Origin of the sequence: Leisingera sp. M523, from assembly GCF_025141335.1 — a bacterium.
Classification (GTDB): domain Bacteria; phylum Pseudomonadota; class Alphaproteobacteria; order Rhodobacterales; family Rhodobacteraceae; genus Leisingera.
The window spans coordinates 941375-963847 of sequence record NZ_CP081036.1 but is presented as its reverse complement, the minus strand read 5'-3'; the positions used below and the strand labels follow the sequence as shown (position 1 = coordinate 963847).

Below are 22473 nucleotides of genomic sequence, written 5' to 3'. Positions count from 1 at the left end.
GCCCGGGTTCAGTTAGAGTGGCCGCCGTGGCCTTCTGCCTTGCGCTCCAGATCCACAGGCACTTCGATTTCGACCTCGCCGGCGTTTTCGAACACCAGCGTGACTTTCACCACATCGCCGTGGTTCAGCGCCTGGTTCAGTCCCATGAACATGATGTGATCGCCGCCGCGCTTCAGCATATGGGTATCGCCCTCGGCAATGGCAAAGCCTTCTTCGACATGCATCATCTTCATGACGCCGTCATCACCTTCCTTGTGGGTGTGCAGCTGCACCCTGGCGGCCACATCCGAGCGGACATCGATCAGCCGGTCATCGGCATGGGTCTGGTTCATGATCGCCATGAAAGCAGCACCGGCCTTGGCGGTGGGCGAGGACACACGCGCGTATTGGTCATGGACCATGATCTTGTGGGCGCCGTCTGCATAAGCGGATCCGGCCAAAGCGGCTGCTGCAGCGGCGGCAAGGAATACAGATTTCAGGGACATTTTATGCCTCCTCATAAGAAACGATTGAATTTTGGGGTAATGGGTTTGTCTGCAATCAGGCCGCAGGCGGCGAACGCGCGGTGGCCCTTGGTTTGAAATAGCTGCCAATGGCGGCCTTATGCGAAACCGCGTGCACACGGCCCGCTGACTGCCCGGGAACCGGCAGCGTGGCAGGCGGCGCCACGGCGTCCAGCAGATGCATCACGCAATCGGGGCAGCTGTGCGGCGGCTGGACCGGTTGGCCTTCGCTGTCCACATAGATAACTTCCGGCCCCAGACCTGTGCAGATCACCATCTGCCCGGCCGCATCGCGCGCACCCTGCCGTGCAGCAGCGCTATGGCCTGTCAGGGCAACCGCAAGGGCCAGGAACAGGCCAAGGTTAAGGCGCAGAATGTGTTTCATCACAGGCAGATATGCCCGCCCTGTGCCGCCGCCGCAAGAGCCATCACCGCGGCAGATTGCGCAAACGCAAACACCGCGCCGGGTTTCCCCGGCGCGGTGCCTGTAACTGTAATCCGGTGAAAGGATCAGGCCAGTTCGGCCAAGCCAGACCTATCAGGCCTCGGCGGCTTGTGCCTTGGCGATCTCTTTTTTCACTTTCAGGGCGGTGTCGGACAGCTCTTCGTTCTTGGCTTTTGCCAGGAATGCGTCCAGACCGCCACGGTGATCAACCGAGCGCAGGGCTGCTGCGGAGATCTTCAGCTTGACGCCGCGGCCCAGGGTCTCGGACTGCAGGGTCACATCATTCAGGTTCGGCAGAAACCGGCGGCGGGTTCTGTTTTTCGCGTGGCTGACATTGTTGCCAGTCATCGGGCCTTTTCCGGTCAGTTCGCAACGGCGCGACATATCATCATCCTTCGTTTTTCGGAGGTCCGGAGCAGATCCGGACCAAATCACAAGGGGCGCTGCCATTGGCTGCGCCCGAAAACTGGTCCGCTGCTCATACGATCAACCAGCAACAGCGTCAAGTGATTCAACTCAGCTTTCTTGAGGCGCTTACTGCCCGTTTTCCTGTTCGGCTGCAAGCCTTTCAAGCCGGGCGTCCGCAGCGGCGCCAAGCTGCGGCCTGCCGCGCTGGCGCGCAACCCGCGCCAGGCGCTGCCAATAGGTCTGCGAGCGCCTGCGCCGCTCTCTGTGCAGGCCCAGAACCCGCGCCGCAGTCAGCGGCCCCGTGTGCAGCATGGACTGCAGATCCCAGAAACTGCCGCCCTCGCGGATCACCTGGCTGGCCGGGTGGCCGCCGCAGGACAGGCGGCACAGCTGCAGGTCTGGAAACACCGCCTGTATGTACAGCGCGTGGTTCAGGTCCATCTTGCGGAACGGATCGAACAGCACCACCCCCTGCACGCCATGGCGGCCATAACGGATCAGGTCGCCCAGCGCTTCATCGAAAGCGGCCGCTTCCTTGCGGCGGCGGTCATGCGGCACCGCACCTTGCGCAATGGTGTATTGCGGCGAGACGGCGATCAGCCGCTTCAGGTTCAGCGCCGAAGAAAACCGCAGCGCCCCGTAGCCGCCCATGGAAAACCCCATGGCCGCCGCGTCCCTATAGCCTTTGGTCAGGTCTTTCAGGCTGCGCGACAGCGCCTGGGTTTCGCTGTTCACATACCAATCATTGTTGCGGCATTGGATATGCAGATGCGCATAACCGTGCCGGGTCATGTTTTTCACCGGGCCGCGGTCTTCGAATTCGCCCGCCACAGCAACCCGCTGGCGGAAGGTCGCAAACAGGCGCTTTGCCCCCGCGTTGAACAGCGAGGCGCGCAGCTTTTCTCCGTCAAAGACCCGGATCTCCTGCATGGCGGTCAGCCCTTCAGATGGTCCTGCAGCATCTGCTGCGCCGCCGCCGCCGGGGTCAGCGCACCCTTGGCCACCTGGCCGGACAGTTCTGTCATGGCGGATTGGGCACTGGCGGTATGCAGCCGCGCCAGCAATGCCTGGCGCACTTCCTGATCGAACCAGTAGCAGGATTGATCTGCGCGCCGCCGCTCCCAATGGCCGTTGTCGCGGCGCCAGGCGGTCAGCGCCTGCATCTCTTCCCAGGCTTGCTCCAGCCCGTGTTCCTCGACTGCCGAGACCATCAGCACCTTGGGGAAGCCCTCGGGGTCCTGCGGGCGCTTGCGCAACAGACGCAGGGCACCCGCGTAGTCAGCGCAGGTGCGGGTGGCGACGGGTTTCAGAGGGCCGTCTGCCTTGTTCACCAGGATGAGGTCGGCCATTTCCATGATACCGCGCTTCACGCCCTGCAGCTCATCGCCGCCGGCGGGTGCCAGCAGAAGCAGGAACAGGTCCGACATCTCGGCCACCACGGTTTCCGACTGGCCGACGCCGACGGTTTCAACCAGCACCACATCAAACCCTGCCGCCTCGCACAGGGCCACCGCCTCGCGCGAGCGGCGGGCGACGCCGCCCAGGTGGGTCTGGCTGGGGGACGGGCGGATAAAAGCGTTCTTGTCGCGGCTAAGGCGCTCCATCCGGGTCTTGTCGCCCAGGATTGAACCGCCGGAGCGCGCCGAGCTGGGGTCCACCGCCAGCACCGCGACGCGCAGACCCAGCGCTGTCAGCATCATGCCGAAGCTTTCGATGAAGGTGGACTTACCCACCCCCGGTGTGCCCGACAGGCCGATGCGCAGCGACTGGCGTTTGTGTTTTGCCAGCTCCGACAGCAGTACCTGCGCCTTGGTTCGGTGATCGTCGCGGCCGCTTTCCACCAGGGTGATGGCGCGGGCCAGGGCCCGGCGGTCGCCGGCCAGGATCTTCTGCTTCAGCTGTTCGGTATCCATGCGTGTCTTCCTGTCGTGATGGGCGGACCTTGGCGCAAGCGTGGCTGCAAAGTCCAGTCCCTGCCGTTTGCCGCGCAACCTACATCAGCCGATGCCGCAGAAAAGGCGGCAAATCCGCCGCGCTTGATCCGGTTTGCGCAAGCTCTGCCCCGGCAGACTGGCCGCTGGACCTGACCGCCGGCTTTGGCGATAAGGCGGCATGACCAGATTGCCGATCGAAGACGCCCTCCCCGAACTGCTGGACGCCCTGCGCGGCCATCGCCGTGCTGTGCTGCAGGCGCCGCCCGGTGCGGGCAAGACCACACGGGTGCCGCTGGCGATGCTGGAGGCGGGCCTGACCCAGGGCAGCATTGTGATGCTGGAACCCCGCCGCCTGGCCGCCCGCGCCGCCGCCGAGCGGATGGCGGAAACGCTGGGCGAGAAACCCGGCCAGACCGTCGGCTATAGGGTGCGCGGCGATGCCAAGGTCTCGAAGTCCACCCGGATCGAGGTGGTGACCGAGGGCATCCTGACCCGGATGCTGCAGTCGGACCCGGACCTGCCGGGCGTCGGCGCTGTGATCTTTGACGAATTCCACGAACGCTCCCTGAACGCCGACCTGGGGCTTGCCCTGTGTCTCGAAGTGGCCGGGGCGCTGCGCGATGACCTGATCCTGATGGCGATGTCGGCAACGCTGGACGCGGAACCGGTGGCGGCGCTGATGGAGGCGCCGATGGTTACCTCCGAGGGGCGCAGCTATCCGGTGGAGACGCGCTGGCTGGAGCGCCCCCTGCCTGCCCAGGCCCGGCGCGGCGATGCACTGGCGGATCTGGTGGTGCAGGCGGAAAGGGACACCCGCAGCGCAGACAAGGATCAGGGCGGCGGCATTCTGGTGTTTCTGCCGGGTGAGGGCGAAATCCGCCGCGCTGCCGGTGCCTTGGCCAAACGCCTGCCCGGCCATTGCCATATCCGCCCGCTGTTCGGCGCCCTGCCCTTTGCCGAGCAGCGCGCCGCCATTCAGCCCGAAAAGGGCGGGCGCAAGGTAGTGCTGGCAACCTCGATTGCCGAAACCTCGCTGACCATTCAGGACATCCGGGTGGTGGTGGATATGGGGCAGTCCAGGCGGGCGCGGTTTGATTCCGGCTCCGGCATGTCGCGGCTGGTCACCGAGAAAGCCACCCGCGCCGAGGCCACCCAGCGCCAAGGCCGTGCAGGCCGGGTGGCCAAGGGCGTCTGCTACCGGCTGTGGACCAAGGGCGAGGAAGGCGCGCTGATGGGTTTCGCCCCGGCCGAGATTGAAAGCGCCGACCTTACGGATCTGGCGCTGGAACTGGCATTGTGGGGCGCAGCACCGGAGGATCTTTCGTTCCTCAGCCCGCCGCCTGCCGGCGCGCTGAGCGAAGCGCAAGCGCTGCTGCAGATGCTGGGCGCGTTGACTGCGCAGGGGCGGATCACTAAACACGGCAAGGCGCTCTCATCCCTGCCGCTGCATCCCCGCCTTGGCCATATGCTGCTGACCGCCGGCCCGGCTGCGGCGCCGCTGGCAGCCCTCTTGGGCGAGCGCGACCCGCTGCGCGGGGCCCCTGCCGATCTGTCATTGCGGCTGAAGGCGATAAAGGACCCCAAGGGGTTTGAACGCTCCCGCCCCTATCAGCTGAACCGCCCGGTGGTGGAACGGATCAATAGCGAGGCTAGGCGGCTGGAACGGCAGGCCGGGCGCGGCACAGGTACTGTTAGGGGTACTGGCACGCTGTCCCCGGCAGCGATGGCCGCGCTGGCCTATCCCGACCGCATCGGACAGCGGCGCAAGGGCGACGCGCCGCGGTTTGTACTGTCCGGCGGCAAGGGCGCGGTGCTGGAAAGCAGCGACACGCTGGCGGGGGCGCCTTTCATCGTGGCGCTGGACACCGACGGCAACCCGCGTGAGGCGAGGATCCGGATGGCGGCGCAGATCTCCCAAAGCGAAATCCGCGAGCTGTTTGCGGATCAGATCGCTTGGGATGACATGTGCGAGTGGTCCAAGCGTGACCGCCGGGTGGCGGCCCGCCAGCAGGAGCGGCTGGGTGCCGTCGTGCTGGATGACCGGATCTGGAAGGACGTGCCGCCGGACGCGGTGGCGCGGGCGATGCTGGACGGCGTGCGCGACCTCGGCCTGCGGCTGTCAGGGGCTGCGGCACGGCTGGCGGCGCGGGTGGAGCTGGTGCGCGGCGAAGGACATGATTTGCCGGATTTCACCCTCCCCGGCCTGACGGACACGCTGGAAGACTGGCTGCTGCCGATGCTGGACGGCGTGAAATCAGCCGGGGACTGGAAACGTTTCGACCTGCTGCCCGCGCTGCGCGCCGCCCTCAACTGGGAGCAGACGCAGCTTCTGGACCGCGAGGCGCCGGGCAGTTTCATCACGCCGCTGGGGCGCAAGATCCCGATCAGTTATGACGGTGAGGTGCCGGAAATCTCCGTCCGTCTGCAGGAGCTGTTCGGCGTCAGCCGCCACCCATGCGTGGGCGGCGTGCCGCTGAAGATAGCCCTTTTGTCGCCGGCACAGCGCCCGATTCAAATCACCCGCGACCTGCCAGGCTTTTGGGCGGGGTCATACGCGGACGTCCGCAAGGACATGCGCGCGCAATACCCCAGGCACCCCTGGCCCGAGGACCCCACACAGGAAGACCCGACATTGCGGGCAAAACGGCGCAAATAGCCACCCGCAGCGCGCCGCAAGGCGCGCTGCCCGGCCCAACGGCTGGCGGCGGGAGCCCTGCCTGTCCGGGGCTGCCCGCCACCCGAAGCGGCGGCCCCCCGACGCTTCGCGGCGAACGCAAACGGTGCATTAATGGTGCATAAATGCGGCGGCCTGCGCGCCGCCCCCGGCGGCATATCTCAGGCCGCGGCCTTGAAACTCCGGGCATTCAGGCTTACTTTCCCACAATTCCACACAAAACACGGGACCAACCCAACCACAAAGGCTGAGCAGATATGACAAGCACTCTGATCCGCGCCTGGGAAGAAATTCTCAAGCCGATGCTGAAACGACCAAACCGCCTGCAAGTCGCCGCGCTGTGCTGCCGCACCAGCGAGGACGGCAAAGAAGTGCTGATGATCACCAGCCGTGGCACCGGCCGCTGGATCCTGCCCAAAGGCTGGCCGGTCGAGGGCAAGGACGGACCGGATTCCGCCCTGCAGGAAGCCTGGGAAGAAGCTGGTGTCCGCGAGGCCCGCATCTCGCCAAAGCCGATCGGTGAGTACAACTACACCAAATACCACGACAACGGCACCGAGGAACCGGTGACGACGCTGATTTTCTCCGCCGAGGTGGAGCAGCTGACCGACGACTACCCTGAATCCGCTGAGCGCAACCGCCAATGGATGCGCCCGGAACAGGCCGCAACGCTGGTGCAGGAGCCGCAGTTGCAGGAGCTTTTGCGTCAATTGTAAAAGTTATGTGACATTTTCATGTCTAACGCTTGATCCGTGACCGGAGCAGCGTTAGGCGCGTGCGCAGACCCCGGAATCAGGAATGCGACGATGAGCGATCAAGATCAGCGCACGCAATGGAACACGCTGGACAAGGATCTGAACAGGATCTCCCAGCTCGAACTGGCGACAGCTTATGCCTCCCGGCCTCTGGTGGGGCCTGGTATCGCACTGGCCTTTATCGTAGTGGCCGGCCTGGCGGCCGGCGTGTTCTTCGGCGGCTCGGCGATGAATATGGTGGTGATCGCCGCCGCCGCATTCGGCGCCTATATGGCGATCAATATCGGCGCCAATGACGTTGCCAACAACATGGGGCCGGCGGTCGGCGCCAATGCGCTGACCATGGGCGGCGCCATTGTGATTGCCGCCATTGCCGAAAGCGCCGGTGCGCTGCTGGCGGGCGGCGACGTGGTTTCAACCATCTCCAAGGGCATCATCGACCCCGCTGCGGTTTCCAGCAGCAGCGTGTTCATCTGGGCGATGATGGCAGCCCTCATTTCCTCGGCGCTGTGGGTGAACCTGGCCACCTGGGTCGGCGCGCCGGTCTCCACCACCCATTCGGTGGTTGGCGGCGTGCTGGGCGCCGGTGTGGCTGCCGCAGGCATTGCCGCGGTGAATTGGCCCACCATGGGCAAGATCGCCGCCAGCTGGGTGATTTCGCCCGTTTTGGGCGGGGTGGTTGCCGCGCTGTTCCTGGCCTTCATCAAGGCCAAGATCATCTACCAGGACGACAAAATCGCCGCAGCCCGCCGCTGGGTGCCGGTACTGGTGGGCATCATGGCAGGCGCCTTTGCCGCCTATCTGGCGCTGAAGGGCCTGAAGCGGATCGTCAAGATCGACCTGCAGACCGCACTGCTGATCGGTGCAGGCGCCGGGGCGCTGTCTTATGTCATCACCGCGCCGCTGATCAAGCGCCAGTCCGAGGGCATGGAAAACCGCAACAAGTCACTGAAGGCGCTTTTCGGCCTGCCGCTGGTGATTTCCGCCGCGCTTCTGTCCTTTGCCCATGGCGCCAATGATGTCGCCAATGCGGTCGGTCCGCTGGCGGCCATCGTGCATGCAACCGAGTTCGGCGACTTCGCCTCCAAGGTCACTATTCCCACATGGGTGATGGTGATCGGCGCCTTCGGCATTTCGTTCGGCCTGTTCCTGTTCGGCCCCAAGCTGATCCGCATGGTCGGCAGCCAGATCACCAAGCTGAACCCGATGCGCGCCTTCTGCGTGTCGCTGTCCGCTGCCATCACCGTGATTGTGGCCAGCTGGCTGGGCCTGCCGGTCTCCTCCACCCATATCGCGGTGGGGGCTGTATTCGGCGTCGGGTTCTTCCGCGAATGGCACATGGAGCGCCGCCTGAAGAAAACCGTCGAAGGGCGCCCGGCAGCAAAGCGCATCGCCCCCGAAGAACGCCGCCGCCGCAAACTGGTGCGCCGCAGCCACTTTATGACCATTGTGGCCGCCTGGGTGATTACCGTGCCCGCTGCCGCGCTGCTGTCAGCGGTGATCTTCCTGCTGCTGAATGCCATCGTCGGCTGATCCGCACTGCCGCGGCCTTTAAAAGCCCCCGCGCCAGCCGGCTGCGGGGGCTTTTCTTTTCGCGGTTCAGAACGTCTCGACCCAAGGCCGCAGCACCAGCTCGTCGCTCCAGGCTGTACGGTCCTGATTGATCAGATGCATGTATTCCCGGGCAATCGCGTCCGGATCAAGCATACTGCCGGTCTTCCCCTCCGCAGCAGCCTTTTCTTCCCGTTCTGCGGTACGGATCGCACCATCGACATTGATCCAGGCCACATGAATACCTTTAGGATGCAATTCCCGCGCCATGGACTGTGCAAGCCCTCTCTGCGCGAACTTCCCCATCGCAAATGCAGCCGAGTTTGCAAATCCCTTTACCCCGGCGGAAGCCCCGGTGAACAAAATGGTGCCGCGGCAACCCTTGCTCATCTGCTGGGCCAGCATCCGCCGGGCGGCGGCTTGCCCCAGCAGAAATGAGCCGAAAGCGGTTATCTCCACGGATTTCCGCACAGTTTCCGGATCAAGGTCCGCGATGCCCCCCCTTTGCAGCGCGGAAGGATTGTAGCAGGCGACCCGCAGATCGCCCTGCAAGCCGTCCACCAGCGCAGCCACACCCAATGCGTCCGTGCCGTCCAGCTGATGCAGCTTGGCGCCGGTCTCCGACGCGAGCGCCTCCAGCTTGGCTATGTTGCGCGCTGCAAGATGCAGCTCGTAGCCGTCGCGGGACATCGCCCGGGCAAAGGACTCCGACAGTCCCGTCCCTGCGCCGATAATCAATGCAGCCGGTTTCGATAATTTGTTTGCCATCGCTGGACCTCCCGTTCATGTCCGGGAGGATGCTGGCGTCAACACAGACTGCGCGCAAGAGGCCGCAGCTGCGGATCACCGCGTCACTTCACGGACATGTGTCAGGCGGGCGCGGCTGCCGGCAGTTGCGCAAGAACCTCCGACGCTGGCAGCACCGTGCCAAAGCCGGCATGCAGCGCCGACAGCGTCACCTCCAGCACCTGCCCGGCGTCCAGCTCGCCGCCATTGCGTGCCGGCAGCGAGAAAGCGATCAGCGCATCCTCAACAACCTGGATTTCAAACCCCAGGTTGGCTGCGGAACGGGCGGTCGAGTTGACGCAGAAGGCCGCAACCCCGCCTGCAATCACCAGCCGGGAGATGCCGCAGTAGCGCAGATGCTGTTCCAGCCCGGTGCCAACAAACCCGGAAGAGCCGGTTTTCCAGAACACCGCCTCGCCGTCCGCCGGCATGGCGCATTCCATAGGCTGGCCACTGGGCAGATCGCGGCGAAACCCGCTTTCGGGGCGCGGGTCGTCATGCATCACATGCACAACCGGCCGGCCGGCTGCGCGGAAGGCGGCAGCCAGACCGGCAATCTTCTCTTCGGCCTTCGGATTGGCCCGCTGGCGGCCGGAGGCGGTCACATTTGCCATCTCTTGCTGCATGTCGACAATCAGCAAAGCGGTGTTTTGATCCATGAAAAATCCCTCGCGCTTGAATACAGGCGCGAGGATTGCAGAGCAGAACGGAATAGGCCAGCGCAATCCCCCGTTCCGTTTAGGTCAAAACGAACGGTCCTGTCAGGCGCGTGGCGCCGGGCCTTTGGCCCGGCGCCACGCCCAACTGGCAAGGTTCATTCTATTGAATGCACCGCGGCAGGCGGGAGCGCCCGCGCTCCGCGAAACCAGCAGACGTCAGCCGCCGATGCACCAGCGCATGACAGCCTTTTGCGCATGCAGCCGGTTTTCCGCCTCGTCAAAGATCACCGATTGCGGCCCATCCATTACGGCGCTTGTCACCTCTTCCTCGCGGTGGGCTGGCAGGCAGTGCATGAACAGCGCGTCAGGTTTGGCAGCGGCCATCAGATCGTCATTCACCTGATAGGGGCGCAGCATGTTGTGGCGGCGCTCCTTGGAGGACTGGCTGTCATGCATCGATACCCAGGTATCGGCCACAATAAGATCGGCCCCTTCAACGGCTTTGAACGCGTCCCGCTCAACGGTCACCTTGGAGCCCGCCTTGCGCGCCAGGCCGATGAATTCCTCCTCCGGATCCAGTTGCGCCGGGCCGGTGAAAGTGAGGTCGAACCCGAACTGCCCGGCGGCATGCAGGAAGGAGGCACAGACGTTATTGCCGTCGCCGGCCCAGACAACTTTCTTGCCCTTGATCGACCCGCGGTGCTCCTCATAGGTCAGCACGTCTGCCATGATCTGGCAGGGGTGGGTGCGGTCCGTCAGGCCGTTGATCACCGGCACGTCCGAGTATTCCGCCATCTCGGTCAGCACAGTTTCGTCAAAGGTGCGGATCATGATCATGTCGACGTAGCGCGACAGTACACGGGCAGTGTCGGCGATGGTTTCGCCGTGACCCAGCTGCATGTCCTTGCCCGACAGCACCATTGTCTGGCCGCCCATCTGGCGCACGCCGGCGTCAAAGGACACCCGGGTCCGGGTCGAGGGTTTTTCAAAGATCAGCGCCACCATCCGGTCCTTCAGCGGCAGCTCATCATCCAAGGCGGCCTTGGGCTGGCCAAGGCGCGCTTGCTTGGTGGTTTTGGCCTGATCGATGATTGCGCGCAGGTCGGAGGGGTCGGTTTTGTGAATGTCGAGAAAATGGTTCATGACTGTATCGCTTTATTCTGGCGAAGGCCCGGGGGCGCTGCCCCCGGACCCCCGGGATATTTTCTGCAAGAGGAAGTTTATGCGGCTGCAACCTGGGCGGCGGTTTTCTCCAGGCGGCTGACGGCCTCGGCGATGTCCTCGTCAGTGAGGGTCAGCGGCGGCAGGAGGCGGATCACGTTGTCCGCTGCGGGGACGGTGATCAGTTCGTTATCATACCCGGCCTGGACCACATCCGCGTTCACCGCCTTGCACTTGAGCCCCAGCATCAGGCCGGAACCGCGGACTTCCCCGAAGACGTCAGGATGATCGGCAACAAGCCCCTCCAGCTTCTGCCGCATGAGGCCCGCCTTGCGGTTCACCTCAGCCAGGAAGTCCGGGTCAGCCACATGATCCATCACCGCGCAGCCCACCGCGCAGCCCAAGGGGTTGCCGCCATAGGTGGAGCCATGGGTGCCCGCAGTCATGCCGCTGGCGGCGTCTTCGGTGGCGAGCACCGCCCCCAGCGGGAAGCCGCCGCCGATGCCCTTGGCCACCATCATGATGTCGGGGGTGATGCCTGCCCATTCATGGGCAAACAGCTTGCCGGTCCGCCCCACCCCGCATTGCACCTCATCCAGGATCAGCAGCAGGCCGTGCTCATCACAGATTGCGCGCAGCGCCTTCAGCTCGGCATCAGGCACCGGACGGATGCCGCCCTCGCCCTGCACCGGCTCGATCAGGATCGCGGCAGTGCTGTCCGAAATGGCATTGGTGACGCCATCCAGATCGCCGAAGGTCAGATGAACAAATCCGGGCAGCAGCGGACCAAAGCCCTTGACCATTTTTTCAGACCCTGCGGCGGCGATGCCGGCCGAGGACCGGCCATGAAAGGAACCGTCAAAAGTGATGATCTCCACCCGCTCCGGCCGGCCCTTGTCGTAGAAATACTTGCGCGCCATTTTCACTGCCAGCTCGCAGGCCTCGGTGCCGGAGTTGGTGAAGAACACGGTATCGGCAAAGGTATGCTCCACCAGCTTGTCCGCCAGCGCCTGCTGCTGCGGGATGTGGTACAGGTTGGAGACATGCCATAAGGCTTGCGCCTGGGTCGTCAGCGCCTCCACCAGCGCCGGATGGGCATGGCCCAGCGCATTCACGGCAATGCCCGAGCCCAGATCCAGAAAGCGTCGCCCGTCCGCCGTGGTCAGCCAGGCGCCTTCGCCTTTGACGAACTCAAGCGGTGCACGGTTGTAGGTCGGCAGAACGGACGGGATCATCAGGATCATCCTTTTCAAAGGTTGAAGCCAAAGCTGTGCAACAGCTGGGGCCTTGGGTCAACGGTGGGTCAATGATTTTGGAAGGGGATGCCCCATGAAAGGGCACAACGGATCAAAGGGCCGGTCACGCCAGGCGGCGTCGGCGTCGCGAAACGGTGATATCTGCACGTTTGATCATGGGTGGGTTCCATAGTGGAGGATTGAGCGAAAGAAAACCCCTTTTGTACAGCCCTGCCCGCCAATCCGCCGCAGCGCGCCGCGCGCCCCTTCATCTTTGCCGAAATACTCCGGGGTGAATTGGCCGTCAGGCCAAGAGGGGCAGCACCCCTTCCTGCGCAAGACTGCTGCCGATTGCAGAGCGTTTTCTCTTGCATCCCGCGGCGGCTTGCCGCACCGCTTTGCCATGACCCGTTACACCCCGCAGAACCCGGCTCTGGCTGCCGCCCTGATCCTGGCGGCGACAACCTTCATCGCTGGCACCACTCTGCTGGCCAAGGCACTGGGGACCGGGAGCCTGGGAGCGCCGCTGCACCCGTTGCAGATCAGCCATGGGCGCTTCCTGTTTGCCTTCATGGGCATTTCAACCGCCGTGCTGATCCTGCGGCCCAGGTTCATCCGGCCGCATTGGGGCTATCACATCGGGCGCACCTCCTTTGGCTGGGCCGGGGTAACGCTGATGTTTGCCTCGGTTGCCTATATCCCGCTGGCCGATGCTACCGCGATAGCCTTCCTGAACCCGGTTTTCGGCATGCTGCTGGCGATCCCGCTGCTGGGCGAACGGGTCGGCCCCTGGCGCTGGGGTGCGGCGCTGATCGCCATGATCGGCGCGATGATCCTGCTGCGGCCGGCACCTGCCAGCTTTCAGCCTGCGGCGCTGCTCGCGCTTGGGGCAGCCGCGATCATGGGGCTGGAGCTGATATTCATCAAAAAGCTCGCCGGCCGCGAAGGGCCCTTGCAAGTCCTGTGGTTCAACAACCTGCTGGGCGTGATGATTGCCAGCTGCGCCGTGCTGCCGGTCTGGCAAATGCCCAGCCTTGCACAATGGGGTGCGCTGGCCGCACTGGGGCTGCTGATGGCCTGCGCCCAGGCCTGTTTCATCAATGGCATGGCCCGTGCTGATGCCTCTTTTGTGGCGCCGTTCAGCTATGCAACGCTGGTCTTTGCAGCCCTTTATGACTTTATTGGCTTTGGCGTGGTGCCGGATGCCATTTCTTTCCTTGGCGCCTTTATCATTCTGGCGGGCGCCGCCATCCTTGCCTGGCGGGAAGGGCGGCCCAATCCCCCGGCGGGCCGCGCGGCTGCAGCGGCGCACAAGCCTTAGCCGCCCGGCCATCACGAAAAGTTATTTCCGGCGCCAGGCCCGCATACGACCCTTGCGTCGAAAAACGGCATTTTCCCTGCATCTTCCGCGCCACGCTGTCCTTTGACAGAACAGGAGGACGCAGATGCACGAGAGGCGAATTCCCGAATGGCTGCGCCATGCGCCGGTGCCTTCGGTGCGGGACTTTGGCGTCCTGGCCGGGCTGGAGGCCGTGGTGCGCGGCACTTTGATCTCTGTCTTTCCGCTGATCATGTACCGGGCATTGGGTGATGCCGGGATGGTTTCCGCCTCCTATTTCGCGGTCGGCATCCTATCGCTGCTGGCCGGGCTGATGATCCCTGCCCTGATCCGGCTGGTGCCGCGCCGCTGGGCCTATTCGCTTGGGGCGCTGATGTTTGTTGCCTCTGCCGGCTTTGCCATCGAGGGCAGCCCGGTTTCGGTGCTTGCTGCACTTGCACTGAACACTGTGGCGGCGGTGACCACTTTCATCTGCTTCAACGCTTATGTGCTGGACTACATCTCCCGGATGGAACTCGGGCAATGCGAAACCTCGCGGATGTTCTATTCGGCCCTTGGCTGGACAGCAGGCCCGGTGGCCGGCGTGCTGCTGCTGGAGGTCTGGGCGCCCGCCCCCTTCCTGATCTCTGGCGCTGCAGCACTGGTGATGCTGGCGGCCTTCTGGTGGATGCGCATGGGCAACGGCAAGCAAATCGCCCGCGCCCGCGGCCCGGCCTCTAATCCCTTGACCTACGTACCGCGTTTTCTGGCACAGCCGCGCCTGGTCGCTGGCTGGCTGTTTGCGGTGATCCGCTCGGCCGGGTGGTGGATCTACGTTGTCTACCTGCCGATCTTTGCCATCGAAAAGGGCCTGGGCGAGGAGCTGGGCGGTATCTTGCTGTCCGTTACCAATGCCGCCCTGTTCGGCGCACCGCTGCTGCAGCGCTGGGTGCAACGGCATTCGATCCGGCTTGCGGTGCAGGCCGGCTTTTTGGGGGTAACCGCCTGTTTTGGCGCCGCATGTGTTGCCCAGGGCTGGCCTGCTGTGTCGATCACCTTGCTGGTGGCTGGTTCGGCCGCACTGATCCTGTTGGATATCTGTGCGGGTCTGCCGTTTCTGATGGCGGTGAAACCATCCGAGCGCACTGAGTTGTCGGCGGTTTACTCCAGCTACCGCGACATTTCCGGCATTTTGACCCCTGGCGTTGCCTGGCTGGTTCTCCTGGCGGCGCCGGTTGCGGGGATTTTTGCGGCAGGCGCGGCAGCCACCGCGGGGGCGGTGCTGCTGGCCGGAAACCTGCACCCGCGGCTTGGACGCAGGAAACAAGTTCAGCCGTCAGGCGAAGATCCGGTTCCGGCAGAATAGCAGCGTCAGGGTTTCAGCCGGTAGCCGGAGCGCAGCATGGCCCAGGCCAACAGACACACCGCAAAGGTGGCACCGCTGCAAACCGCCAGCCCCAGCAGCGGCGGACTGTCGGAGGTGCCGATCACCCCGAATCGCACGCCGTCGATCAGGTAGAAGACCGGGTTCACATGCGAGATCGCCTTGAGCACCGGCGGCAGCGCCTCCACCGAATAAAAAGTGCCGGACAGGAACGCCAGGGGCGTCACGATGAAATTGGTGATCGCCGCCATCTGGTCGAACTTGTCGGCAAAGACCCCGGCGACAATGCCCAAGCCGCCCAGGAAGGCCGCGCCCAGCAGGATGAACAACAGCGCCACCAGCGGGTGCGCGGGCACGATCTGCAGGACCGCCATCAGCCCCAGCCCGATGCCCAGCGCCACCAGCGTGCCCCGCGCCACCGCCCCGGCCAAATAGCCCAGCAGGATCTCCAGCCCTGACAAGGGCGGCATCAGCGTGTCGACAATGTTACCCTGCACCTTGGCAATCACGATGGAAGAGGACGTGTTTGCAAAAGCGTTCTGAATCACCGTCATCATCATGATGCCCGGCGCCAGGAAGGTCAGGAACGGCACCCCCATCACATCACCGCGCTGAGGGCCGATGGCAATGTTGAAGATCATCAGAAACAGCGCCGCGGTCATCAGCGGCGCCAGCAGAGTCTGGGTCCAGACCGCCAGAAACCGCTTCACCTCGCGCCAGGCCAGCGCCTTAAGCCCCAGCCAGTTCACCCGCCCGAACCGGCGTGCGCCCAATTCAACCTGATACCCCTGATCCGCCATGCTGCCCCCGTTTTTCGCTGCTTTGCCTGCATAACGGCTGCGGCAAGGGGCGCAAGATGCCTTGTAACTCCGCCAGCAGTGATTAGAATAGGGCGATCACACGGAATATGATGGCGGCCGCAGAATCCCTGGGGCCGCTATTAGCTTGGAAAGGCAACAGATGTCCTGGACAGACGAGCGCGTCGAACTGCTCAAGAAAATGTGGGGCGAGGGTCAGTCGGCCAGCCAGATCGCCAAAGAACTGGGCGGCGTCACCCGCAACGCGGTGATCGGCAAGGTGCACCGCCTCGGCCTGTCCAACCGCAACAGCGGCACAACCAAGGCTGCCGAGCCCAAGGAAAAGCCCGCAGCAGCCCCCGCCGCTGCGGCACCGAAACCTGCGGCCGCAGCCAAAACCAAGCCGCAGCCCAAGACCGAGCCGGCCCGCCCCGCAGCGGTCCAGCCCGCGGCAGCCGAAGCCCGGCCCGCGACGCCTGCACGCCGCCAGATCATCCCGGCCGGCCAGCCGTTGCCACCGCAGCCTTCGGCCAATGAAATCAGCCCCGAAGCCCTAGCCAAGGTCAACGAGATCGAAAAGAAGGCCAAGAAGCTGAGCCTGATGGATCTGACCGAACGCACCTGCAAGTGGCCGGTGGGCGATCCCGCAACCGAGGATTTCTGGTTCTGCGGCCTGCCTTCCCAGCAAGGCAAACCCTATTGCGAAGCGCATGTGGGCGTGGCGTTCCAGCCGATGTCCTCGCGCCGCGACCGCCGCCGCTGAGGATCGGGCAGGCACTCGCTGCCTGCCCGAACGCTTCTGAAACAAAACAAACCCGCGCCTTGCAGCGCGGGTTTTTCATTTCTGCGGTCCGTTTGCCCGGTGGACAGCTCAGGAGCAGGGCACCGGGTAACTGAGCGCTAAATCAGTTTGCCACCGGACCTTCGGAGGTGAACTTCGGGATCACACTGCCCGAGGCCGCGTCCGGCTCAATCCCCGGCCAGTTGCCTTCGGCCAGGTTGATGTTTTCCGGAATGTCCTCTTCCCAGAAACCGACGACAACGTCGGTGATGTTCAGATACAGCTTGTCATCCACAATGCGCCACAGGTTCGGATTGGCGGGCACCTTACCGCCGCGCGACACACCATAGGCGCAGTGGCCGTCATATTGCGGCGCATAATGGGCCGGATTTTCCAAAAACGCGTCGCGGTTGGCCGCGGTTGAAAACGCCCAGGTCGCGCCGTTGTGTTCGGCTGTAAAATCCGCGTGCCCCCGGACCGGTTCAGGCTGCGCGGTGCCCACCGGGTTCATGTCCAGGCTGCGGTAGGCCACCACGTCATAGCCGGAGACGGCAAATCCGGTGCCGTCGACATATTGCTCGCCTGCAAAGGCCGGCAGGGCAAAGGACAGCGCTGCCACGGCAGCAAATGCAAAACGCTTCATGAAATCATCCCTTTCATCGGTGATCGCTTCAATTGGGCACCGGCATCTTATCCGGCTTCGTGTCAGACACTATAGGTCCCGGCGCAAATGCGAAGGGGGGCTCACGCCTCTGTGTGCGCAGACGAGACCCCGTGAGCATTTTGTAAAATTTCCGCCTCCGTACCTTCCAGTCATTGGAATTTACAAATCCCCTCTTATCTCTGCCACAGCCAATTGCCGCAGCGCGTGCGATTGACCGCAAACCGGAAACAATCAAAGCAAGGCCCGACAGATGAGCGACACCCCCTATACCCCGCCGAAAGTCTGGAAGTGGGAGCAAGAAAACGGCGGCGAGTTTGCCTCCACCAACCGCCCCGTTGCCGGCGCGACCCATGACAAGGAACTGCCGGCTGGCAAGCACCCGCTGCAGCTCTACTCTCTGGCGACCCCGAACGGGGTAAAGGTCACAGTGATGCTGGAGGAGCTTCTGGCCAAGGGCCATGCGGGCGCCGAATATGACGCCTGGATTATCAAGATCGGCGACGGCGACCAGTTCGGTTCCGGCTTTGTTGGGATCAACCCGAACTCCAAGATCCCGGCGCTGCTGGACCGCAGCGGCGATGAACCGGTGCGGGTGTTCGAAAGCGGTTCGATCCTGATGCATCTGGCCGAGAAATTCGGAGAGTTCCTGGCCAAGGACGGCACTGAGCGCACCGAGACCCTGAGCTGGCTGTTCTGGCAGATGGGCAGCGCCCCGTATCTGGGTGGCGGCTTTGGCCATTTCTATGCCTATGCCCCGGAAAAGTGGGAGTATCCGATCGACCGCTTTGCGATGGAGAGCAAACGCCAGCTTGACGTGCTGGACCGGCAGCTGGCGGAGCGGACTTACATTGCGGGTGAGGAATACACCATTGCCGATATGGCAATCTGGTCCTGGTACGGCCAGCTGGTTCTGGGCCGTCTTTATGATGCGGCAGAGTTCCTGGACGTGGAAAGCTACACCAATGTGGTCCGCTGGGCCAAGGTGATCGACGCCCGCCCGGCTGTGCAGCGCGGCCGTATGGTGAACCGGTCATTCGGCGATTTGCACATGCAGCTGCACGAGCGCCACGACGCAAGCGATTTCGACACCCGCACTCAGGACAAGCTGGAACCGGCAGCGGAGTAACCGCCAGCCAAGCCCTCCCGCGCCCGCGAAAGCCCAGGCAATGCCTGGGCTTCCCTTTGCGGCCTTGGGCCCGGCGCCGCGCTCACGCGCGGCGCGCCACCGATTGCAAGCAGCATTCCACCCTTTGCCGGGTCAAGGGCTGGCATACTCCCGAACAAGCGCTTAACAGCAGAAAGGGCCGCGCTGTGCACAGCACAGCGCCACCCCCAACTGTGAGGCACATTTGCAAAATGTGCCGGAGCAGGCGGGAGCCTACCGTGACAGCTGCAGTCAGACCAGCCGCGGCGGCTTGTCCGGGTTGCTGCCCGGGATCTCCGGCTGGAGGGCGTCCGGTTCCGGCGGCTGCGGCAGATCGAACCGCAACCCGACCCGGGCCAGGCTGGCCGCCACCGGATCCTCTGCCGCAAAAAAGGCCACATCCATCGCCCCCGCCTCAATTCCGGAAAAGGTCAGCGCTTCGCCCGCGGCCTTGGCCAGCGACGGTTGCGCAGCTTCCTTGGCACCGACAAACCCCAGGAGATGCCCCTGCCCCCCGCCGGCATACCGCACCCCCGCCAGATAGGCCGCTGCCGCCAGCCCGCCGGCAGTAGCCAGCTTGGCGTCCAGCGACGTCAGCAGCACCTCCGGCAACCCGGTTGGCGGTGTAAACTCCGCAATGCCGGCTTCCACCTCGTCCGGGGTGTGGCCAAGCGTCTGATGCAGCCAGCCGACCGCGCCGGCCGGGATCAGAATGGCAGAGGGCGCCACCTCCAGGTTCAGGCCCAGCCCGATCCCCTGCCCGGCGAGCATCTGCGTGATGACGCGGCCGGAAAGCCCCGCATAAGGCACCGCCCGGCCCGCAAACTGCACCAAGCGCTCTTCGCGGTCGAACACCAGCACAAAGGCGCCCTCAGGTGTCTCAAACAGCTCAGGCGAGATCTGCCCGCCGGCGGCTTCTTCGGTCAGCATCAGGAACAGTTCGCTGTCAGCCAGCCGCTCGTAGAACCGCAGCCGGGCGGCATCATCCGCGGGGGCCGCCTCCATCGCCGCATGGGCCAGATCCAGCGGGGTTTCTTCTGTCATCGCATCAGCTCCTTCACCCGGGCCTGCAGCACCGGCAGCAGTTCGGCCTCGAACCAGGGGTTCTTCTTCAGCCATCCGGTATTACGCCAGGACGGATGCGGCAAGGGGAAGACCTGCGGCGCATGATCCCGCCAGCCCTGAACCAGCGGTGTCACCGGCCCCTTTACCCCCAGGTGATAGCGCTGCGCATGCGCGCCGACCAGCACCTTGAGGCGGACATGCGGCAGTTGCGCCATCACTTGGGCATGCCAGGTTTTACTGCAAATGGCAGGCGGCGGCAGATCCGCCTTTTTGCCGTTGTAGCCGGGAAAACAGAACCCCATCGGCACCACCGCCACCCGGTCCTTGTCATAGAATTCCGCCTCAGTGAGGCCCAGCCAGGCCCGCAGCCGGTCACCGGACGGATCGGTAAAGGGCCGGCCGCTTTCATGCACCCGCGCACCCGGCGCCTGACCGGCAATCAGGATCCGCGCTGAGGGACGGAACCACACAACCGGGCGCGGCTCATGCGCGGTGGCGGTGGCGGCAAAGCGGTCTGCACAGATCCGGCAGCCCCGAATCTCCGCCTTCAATTGCTGCCCGGACTTCATTGTCCCGCACTTGGAAATAGTCATCTCTCGCCCCGCCTTGCCATCCTGCCGCCAAAAAACCCGTCCCGCACCCCGGATCGGGGCTGAATTGGTTAAAACTTCATTGATCAATTATGGTACAATTCGACATAATAAAGCCAAATTCGCGGCGTAGGCCATTAACACTCTTTTGATACCAAAGAGCCACGGGCGCGTCAGTGCGCCATTGTGGACATGAGGCAGACAGAGCCCGCAAGAGGGCCGCACGAGCAGCACCGGAACCAGCAATGCTTGAGTTTGAAAACGTCAGCAAGTCCTTCTGGACAGGGACCCAGCGCAAGGTGATCCTTGACCGCGTGTCGTTCCGCGTCGAACCGGGCAAATCGCTGGGCGTGCTGGCTCCGAACGGCACCGGCAAGACCACGCTGATCAACATGATGGCCGGCCTGGAAAAACCGGATGAGGGCGAGATCCGCCGCAATTGCAAGATTTCCTTTCCGCTGGGATTCATGGGCGGGGTGATCAGCCGCCTGTCCGCAATGGAAAACTGCCGCTACATCGCCAAACTGTATGGCCTGGATCCCGACTATGTGGAGGCCTATTGCCGCTGGCTGTGCGGTCTGGGCGAATATTTCGACCAGCCGATCGGCACTTATTCTTCGGGGATGCGGGCACGGTTCAGCTTTTCGCTGATGCTGGCGCTGGACTTTGACATCTACTTGATCGATGAAGGCATGCCCAGCACCACAGATGTGGAGTTCAACCGCAAGGCCGGCGAAATCCTGCAGGAGCGGCTGGAGACAACCACAATCATCATCGTCTCCCACCAAGCCAAGACGCTGGAGAAATTTGCCCGTTCAGCTGCGGTCCTGCTGCAGGGCCAGTTGCACATTTTTGACACTTTGGAAGAAGCGAAACAGCTCTATGACTACGAAACCGAGAGCTAAAAAGTTCCGCATCCGCCGCAGTCCCGCTGCAGCCGGAGCCAGCGGCGCCGGGGATCAGCCTCAGGCGGCCGGCGCAGCTGCAAGCCCGGCGGCCGGGCATTCCCAGCCCCGAACAGCCGCTGCCGCCGCCGCCCGGCCCGCGGCGCCTGCAGCAGCATCGGCTGCCCAGGCAGCCCCGGCAAATCCGGGCGCAGCACATCCGGCTGAAACGCAGACCCGCGCCGCGCCGCTGTCCGGCATGGTCAGCTCGGCCCGCGAGACCCAGCAGGAAACCGATATCAATGCGATCCGCCACGAAGGCCTGACCGGCCGTCAATTGCGCCTGGCCCGCCGGATGGCGCAGAAACACAATCTTGCCCCTACCTCGGATTTTGAAGCCGTGCAGATGCTGCGCGAACGCGGCATCGACCCGTTCAAGCGCGCCAATATGCTGGAACTGGTGGTGCCGCAAAACAAGGCGCAGCCCGCGGGCACCCCGCCTGCGCCCGGATCGGTCCAGCTGCCGCAGACAGTGCCCGCGGGCAAAACCACCCTGCCCTCGACCGAGCTGAGCCCGGCAGAGCGGCGCACCCGTGAAATCCAGGAAATCCAGCGCGATATCGCCCGCCGCCGCCGCCGCAAACTGACCTTGCTGGCAGCCCGGCTGGCCTTTTTCGTGCTGCTGCCGACACTGGCCGCAGGGTTTTACTTCTATTCGGTGGCGACGCCGATGTATTCCTCCAAATCCGAGTTCCTGGTGCTTAAGGCCGACAGCGCGGGTGGCGGTGTCGGCGGCTTGCTGTCGGGCACTCAGTTCGCCACCAGCCAGGATTCGATTGCAGTGCAAAGCTACCTGATGTCCAAGGAGGCGATGCTGCGGCTGGACCGCGAGGCCGGCTTTAAGGCGCATTTCACGCAAGCCTGGCTGGACCCGATCCAGCGGCTGCAGAGCGACCCGACAAACGAGGAAGCCTATGCCACCTACAGCCGCAACGTGAAGATCGGCTATGACCCGACCGAGGGCGTGGTGCGGATGGAAGTCTCTGCCGCCGATCCCGAAGCCGCGGCAGAGTTTTCGAGCAAGCTGATTTCCTATGCGCAGGAGAAGGTGAACAACCTGTCGCAGCAAAAGCGCGCCGACCAGATGTCGGAAGCCGCATCCGCCCTGTCAGACGCCGAAGGCCAGCGCCGGGCAGCGCAGGAACAGCTTGTGCTGCTGCAGCAGCAAGGCTCGGTTCTGGACCCCGAAGGGGTGGTGGTATCGCTGCGCCAGCAGATCAGCACCTTTGAAATCCAGCTGGAGGAAAAACGGCTGGAACTGGCCGCCCTTCAGGACAATGCCCGGCCCAACCGGGCAAAGGTGTCCGGCGCCGAGGCCGACATCCGGCGGCTGCAAGCAGTGATCGCAAGCCTCAACAACCGGATGGTCGACGCCTCGGCCGGCGAAAACTCGCTGGCCAATCTGCGGATCCAGATTCAGATGGCCCAGGCCGATCTGGCGACCCGCGATCTGATGCTGCAATCGGCCTTGCAGCAAGTGGAAACCACCCGTCTGGAGGCCAATCGCCAGGTCCGCTATCTGACCACCGCGGTGGAGCCTGTTCCCAGCCAGGAACCGTCTTATCCGCGCAAGTTCGAGAATACCGTTTTGGCTTTCCTGATCTTTTCCGGTATTTATCTGATGTGCTCGCTTACCGCGTCTATCCTGCGGGAACAGGTCTCATCATAAAGCCAT

At 63.9% G+C, this 22473-nt stretch carries 22 protein-coding genes; 9 read left to right on the top strand and 13 right to left on the bottom strand.

Annotated elements, in window-relative coordinates:
• Positions 1–8: 8 nt before the first annotated feature.
• The 5 genes from K3557_RS04575 to meaB form a co-directional block, all read right to left on the bottom strand.
• The gene (locus K3557_RS04575) at positions 9–485 is read right to left on the bottom strand and encodes a copper chaperone PCu(A)C (RefSeq protein ID WP_259991043.1); all 477 of its coding nucleotides are present in this window, start codon (positions 483–485) and stop codon (positions 9–11) included.
• 55 nt (positions 486–540) lie between these two features.
• Positions 541–888, bottom strand: coding sequence for a hypothetical protein (locus K3557_RS04570; protein WP_259997968.1), 348 nt, complete (start codon positions 886–888; stop codon positions 541–543).
• Between the two features lie 153 nt (positions 889–1041).
• Positions 1042–1332: a 50S ribosomal protein L28 gene (gene rpmB, locus K3557_RS04565; protein ID WP_129370271.1), complete on the bottom strand. Its 291-nt coding sequence runs from the start codon at positions 1330–1332 to the stop codon at positions 1042–1044.
• 150 nt (positions 1333–1482) lie between these two features.
• Positions 1483–2286 (bottom strand): alpha/beta hydrolase, encoded by an 804-nt coding sequence (locus K3557_RS04560; protein WP_259997967.1) that lies wholly within the window; start codon positions 2284–2286, stop codon positions 1483–1485.
• Between the two features lie 5 nt (positions 2287–2291).
• Complete coding sequence (meaB, locus tag K3557_RS04555; protein ID WP_259997965.1) at positions 2292–3269, bottom strand: methylmalonyl Co-A mutase-associated GTPase MeaB; 978 nt, start codon at positions 3267–3269, stop codon at positions 2292–2294.
• Positions 3270–3468: 199 nt separating this feature from the next.
• Here meaB and hrpB point away from each other — a divergent pair, with 199 nt between their 5' ends.
• The 3 genes from hrpB (at position 3469) to K3557_RS04540 (ending at position 8252) form a co-directional block, all read left to right on the top strand.
• Complete coding sequence (gene hrpB, locus K3557_RS04550; RefSeq protein WP_259997963.1) at positions 3469–5946, top strand: ATP-dependent helicase HrpB; 2478 nt, start codon at positions 3469–3471, stop codon at positions 5944–5946.
• A 275-nt stretch (positions 5947–6221) separates the two neighbouring features.
• Positions 6222–6680: an NUDIX hydrolase gene (locus tag K3557_RS04545; RefSeq protein ID WP_259997961.1), complete on the top strand. Its 459-nt coding sequence runs from the start codon at positions 6222–6224 to the stop codon at positions 6678–6680.
• Between the two features lie 90 nt (positions 6681–6770).
• Positions 6771–8252 (top strand): inorganic phosphate transporter, encoded by a 1482-nt coding sequence (locus K3557_RS04540; protein WP_129370266.1) that lies wholly within the window; start codon positions 6771–6773, stop codon positions 8250–8252.
• A 66-nt stretch (positions 8253–8318) separates the two neighbouring features.
• Here the strand turns inward: K3557_RS04540 and K3557_RS04535 are convergent, their stop codons facing one another.
• The 4 genes from K3557_RS04535 to K3557_RS04520 all read right to left on the bottom strand — a co-directional run bounded on the left by K3557_RS04535 (position 8319) and on the right by K3557_RS04520 (position 12111).
• The gene (locus K3557_RS04535) at positions 8319–9038 is read right to left on the bottom strand and encodes an SDR family NAD(P)-dependent oxidoreductase (RefSeq protein ID WP_259997959.1); all 720 of its coding nucleotides are present in this window, start codon (positions 9036–9038) and stop codon (positions 8319–8321) included.
• 101 nt (positions 9039–9139) lie between these two features.
• On the bottom strand, positions 9140–9715 hold the full coding sequence (locus K3557_RS04530) for an isochorismatase family protein (protein WP_259997958.1): 576 nt from the start codon (positions 9713–9715) through the stop codon (positions 9140–9142).
• A 216-nt stretch (positions 9716–9931) separates the two neighbouring features.
• Positions 9932–10858 carry an ornithine carbamoyltransferase gene (gene argF / locus K3557_RS04525; protein WP_259997955.1) on the bottom strand — a complete coding sequence of 309 codons (927 nt, stop codon included), beginning with the start codon at positions 10856–10858 and terminating at the stop codon, positions 9932–9934.
• A 77-nt stretch (positions 10859–10935) separates the two neighbouring features.
• The gene (locus K3557_RS04520) at positions 10936–12111 is read right to left on the bottom strand and encodes an aspartate aminotransferase family protein (protein WP_259997952.1); all 1176 of its coding nucleotides are present in this window, start codon (positions 12109–12111) and stop codon (positions 10936–10938) included.
• 403 nt (positions 12112–12514) lie between these two features.
• On the opposite strand from K3557_RS04520, the gene K3557_RS04515 reads away from it, so the two are divergent.
• Together K3557_RS04515 and K3557_RS04510 are read left to right on the top strand one after the other, a co-directional pair.
• Positions 12515–13432, top strand: coding sequence for a DMT family transporter (locus K3557_RS04515; protein ID WP_259997950.1), 918 nt, complete (start codon positions 12515–12517; stop codon positions 13430–13432).
• A 124-nt stretch (positions 13433–13556) separates the two neighbouring features.
• Complete coding sequence (locus K3557_RS04510; protein WP_259997948.1) at positions 13557–14795, top strand: MFS transporter; 1239 nt, start codon at positions 13557–13559, stop codon at positions 14793–14795.
• A 5-nt stretch (positions 14796–14800) separates the two neighbouring features.
• Here the strand turns inward: K3557_RS04510 and K3557_RS04505 are convergent, their stop codons facing one another.
• Positions 14801–15613, bottom strand: a complete 813-nt coding sequence (locus K3557_RS04505) for an ABC transporter permease (protein WP_259997947.1) — start codon at positions 15611–15613, stop codon at positions 14801–14803.
• 160 nt (positions 15614–15773) lie between these two features.
• Between K3557_RS04505 and K3557_RS04500 the strand changes: the two genes are divergently transcribed.
• Positions 15774–16373 carry a GcrA family cell cycle regulator gene (locus tag K3557_RS04500; RefSeq protein WP_259997945.1) on the top strand — a complete coding sequence of 200 codons (600 nt, stop codon included), beginning with the start codon at positions 15774–15776 and terminating at the stop codon, positions 16371–16373.
• Between the two features lie 142 nt (positions 16374–16515).
• Here K3557_RS04500 and K3557_RS04495 read toward each other — a convergent pair whose 3' ends face one another.
• Positions 16516–17034 carry a YHS domain-containing (seleno)protein gene (locus K3557_RS04495; RefSeq protein WP_259991014.1) on the bottom strand — a complete coding sequence of 173 codons (519 nt, stop codon included), beginning with the start codon at positions 17032–17034 and terminating at the stop codon, positions 16516–16518.
• A 271-nt stretch (positions 17035–17305) separates the two neighbouring features.
• On the opposite strand from K3557_RS04495, the gene yghU reads away from it, so the two are divergent.
• A complete protein-coding gene (gene yghU, locus K3557_RS04490) occupies positions 17306–18181 on the top strand; it encodes a glutathione-dependent disulfide-bond oxidoreductase (RefSeq protein ID WP_259997943.1) in 876 nt (291 codons plus the stop codon).
• Between the two features lie 270 nt (positions 18182–18451).
• Here the strand turns inward: yghU and K3557_RS04485 are convergent, their stop codons facing one another.
• A complete protein-coding gene (locus tag K3557_RS04485) occupies positions 18452–19243 on the bottom strand; it encodes an SseB family protein (RefSeq protein WP_259997941.1) in 792 nt (263 codons plus the stop codon).
• Positions 19240–19857, bottom strand: a complete 618-nt coding sequence (locus tag K3557_RS04480; RefSeq protein ID WP_409201200.1) for a uracil-DNA glycosylase family protein — start codon at positions 19855–19857, stop codon at positions 19240–19242. Before K3557_RS04480 ends, K3557_RS04485 begins: the two co-directional genes overlap by 4 nt.
• Before the next feature lie 242 nt (positions 19858–20099).
• Here K3557_RS04480 and K3557_RS04475 point away from each other — a divergent pair, with 242 nt between their 5' ends.
• Together K3557_RS04475 and K3557_RS04470 are read left to right on the top strand one after the other, a co-directional pair.
• Positions 20100–20759 (top strand): ABC transporter ATP-binding protein, encoded by a 660-nt coding sequence (locus tag K3557_RS04475; RefSeq protein ID WP_129370254.1) that lies wholly within the window; start codon positions 20100–20102, stop codon positions 20757–20759.
• On the top strand, positions 20737–22467 hold the full coding sequence (locus tag K3557_RS04470; protein ID WP_259997938.1) for a capsule biosynthesis protein: 1731 nt from the start codon (positions 20737–20739) through the stop codon (positions 22465–22467). The genes K3557_RS04475 and K3557_RS04470 overlap by 23 nt, the downstream gene beginning before the upstream one ends.
• Positions 22468–22473: the final 6 nt, after the last annotated feature.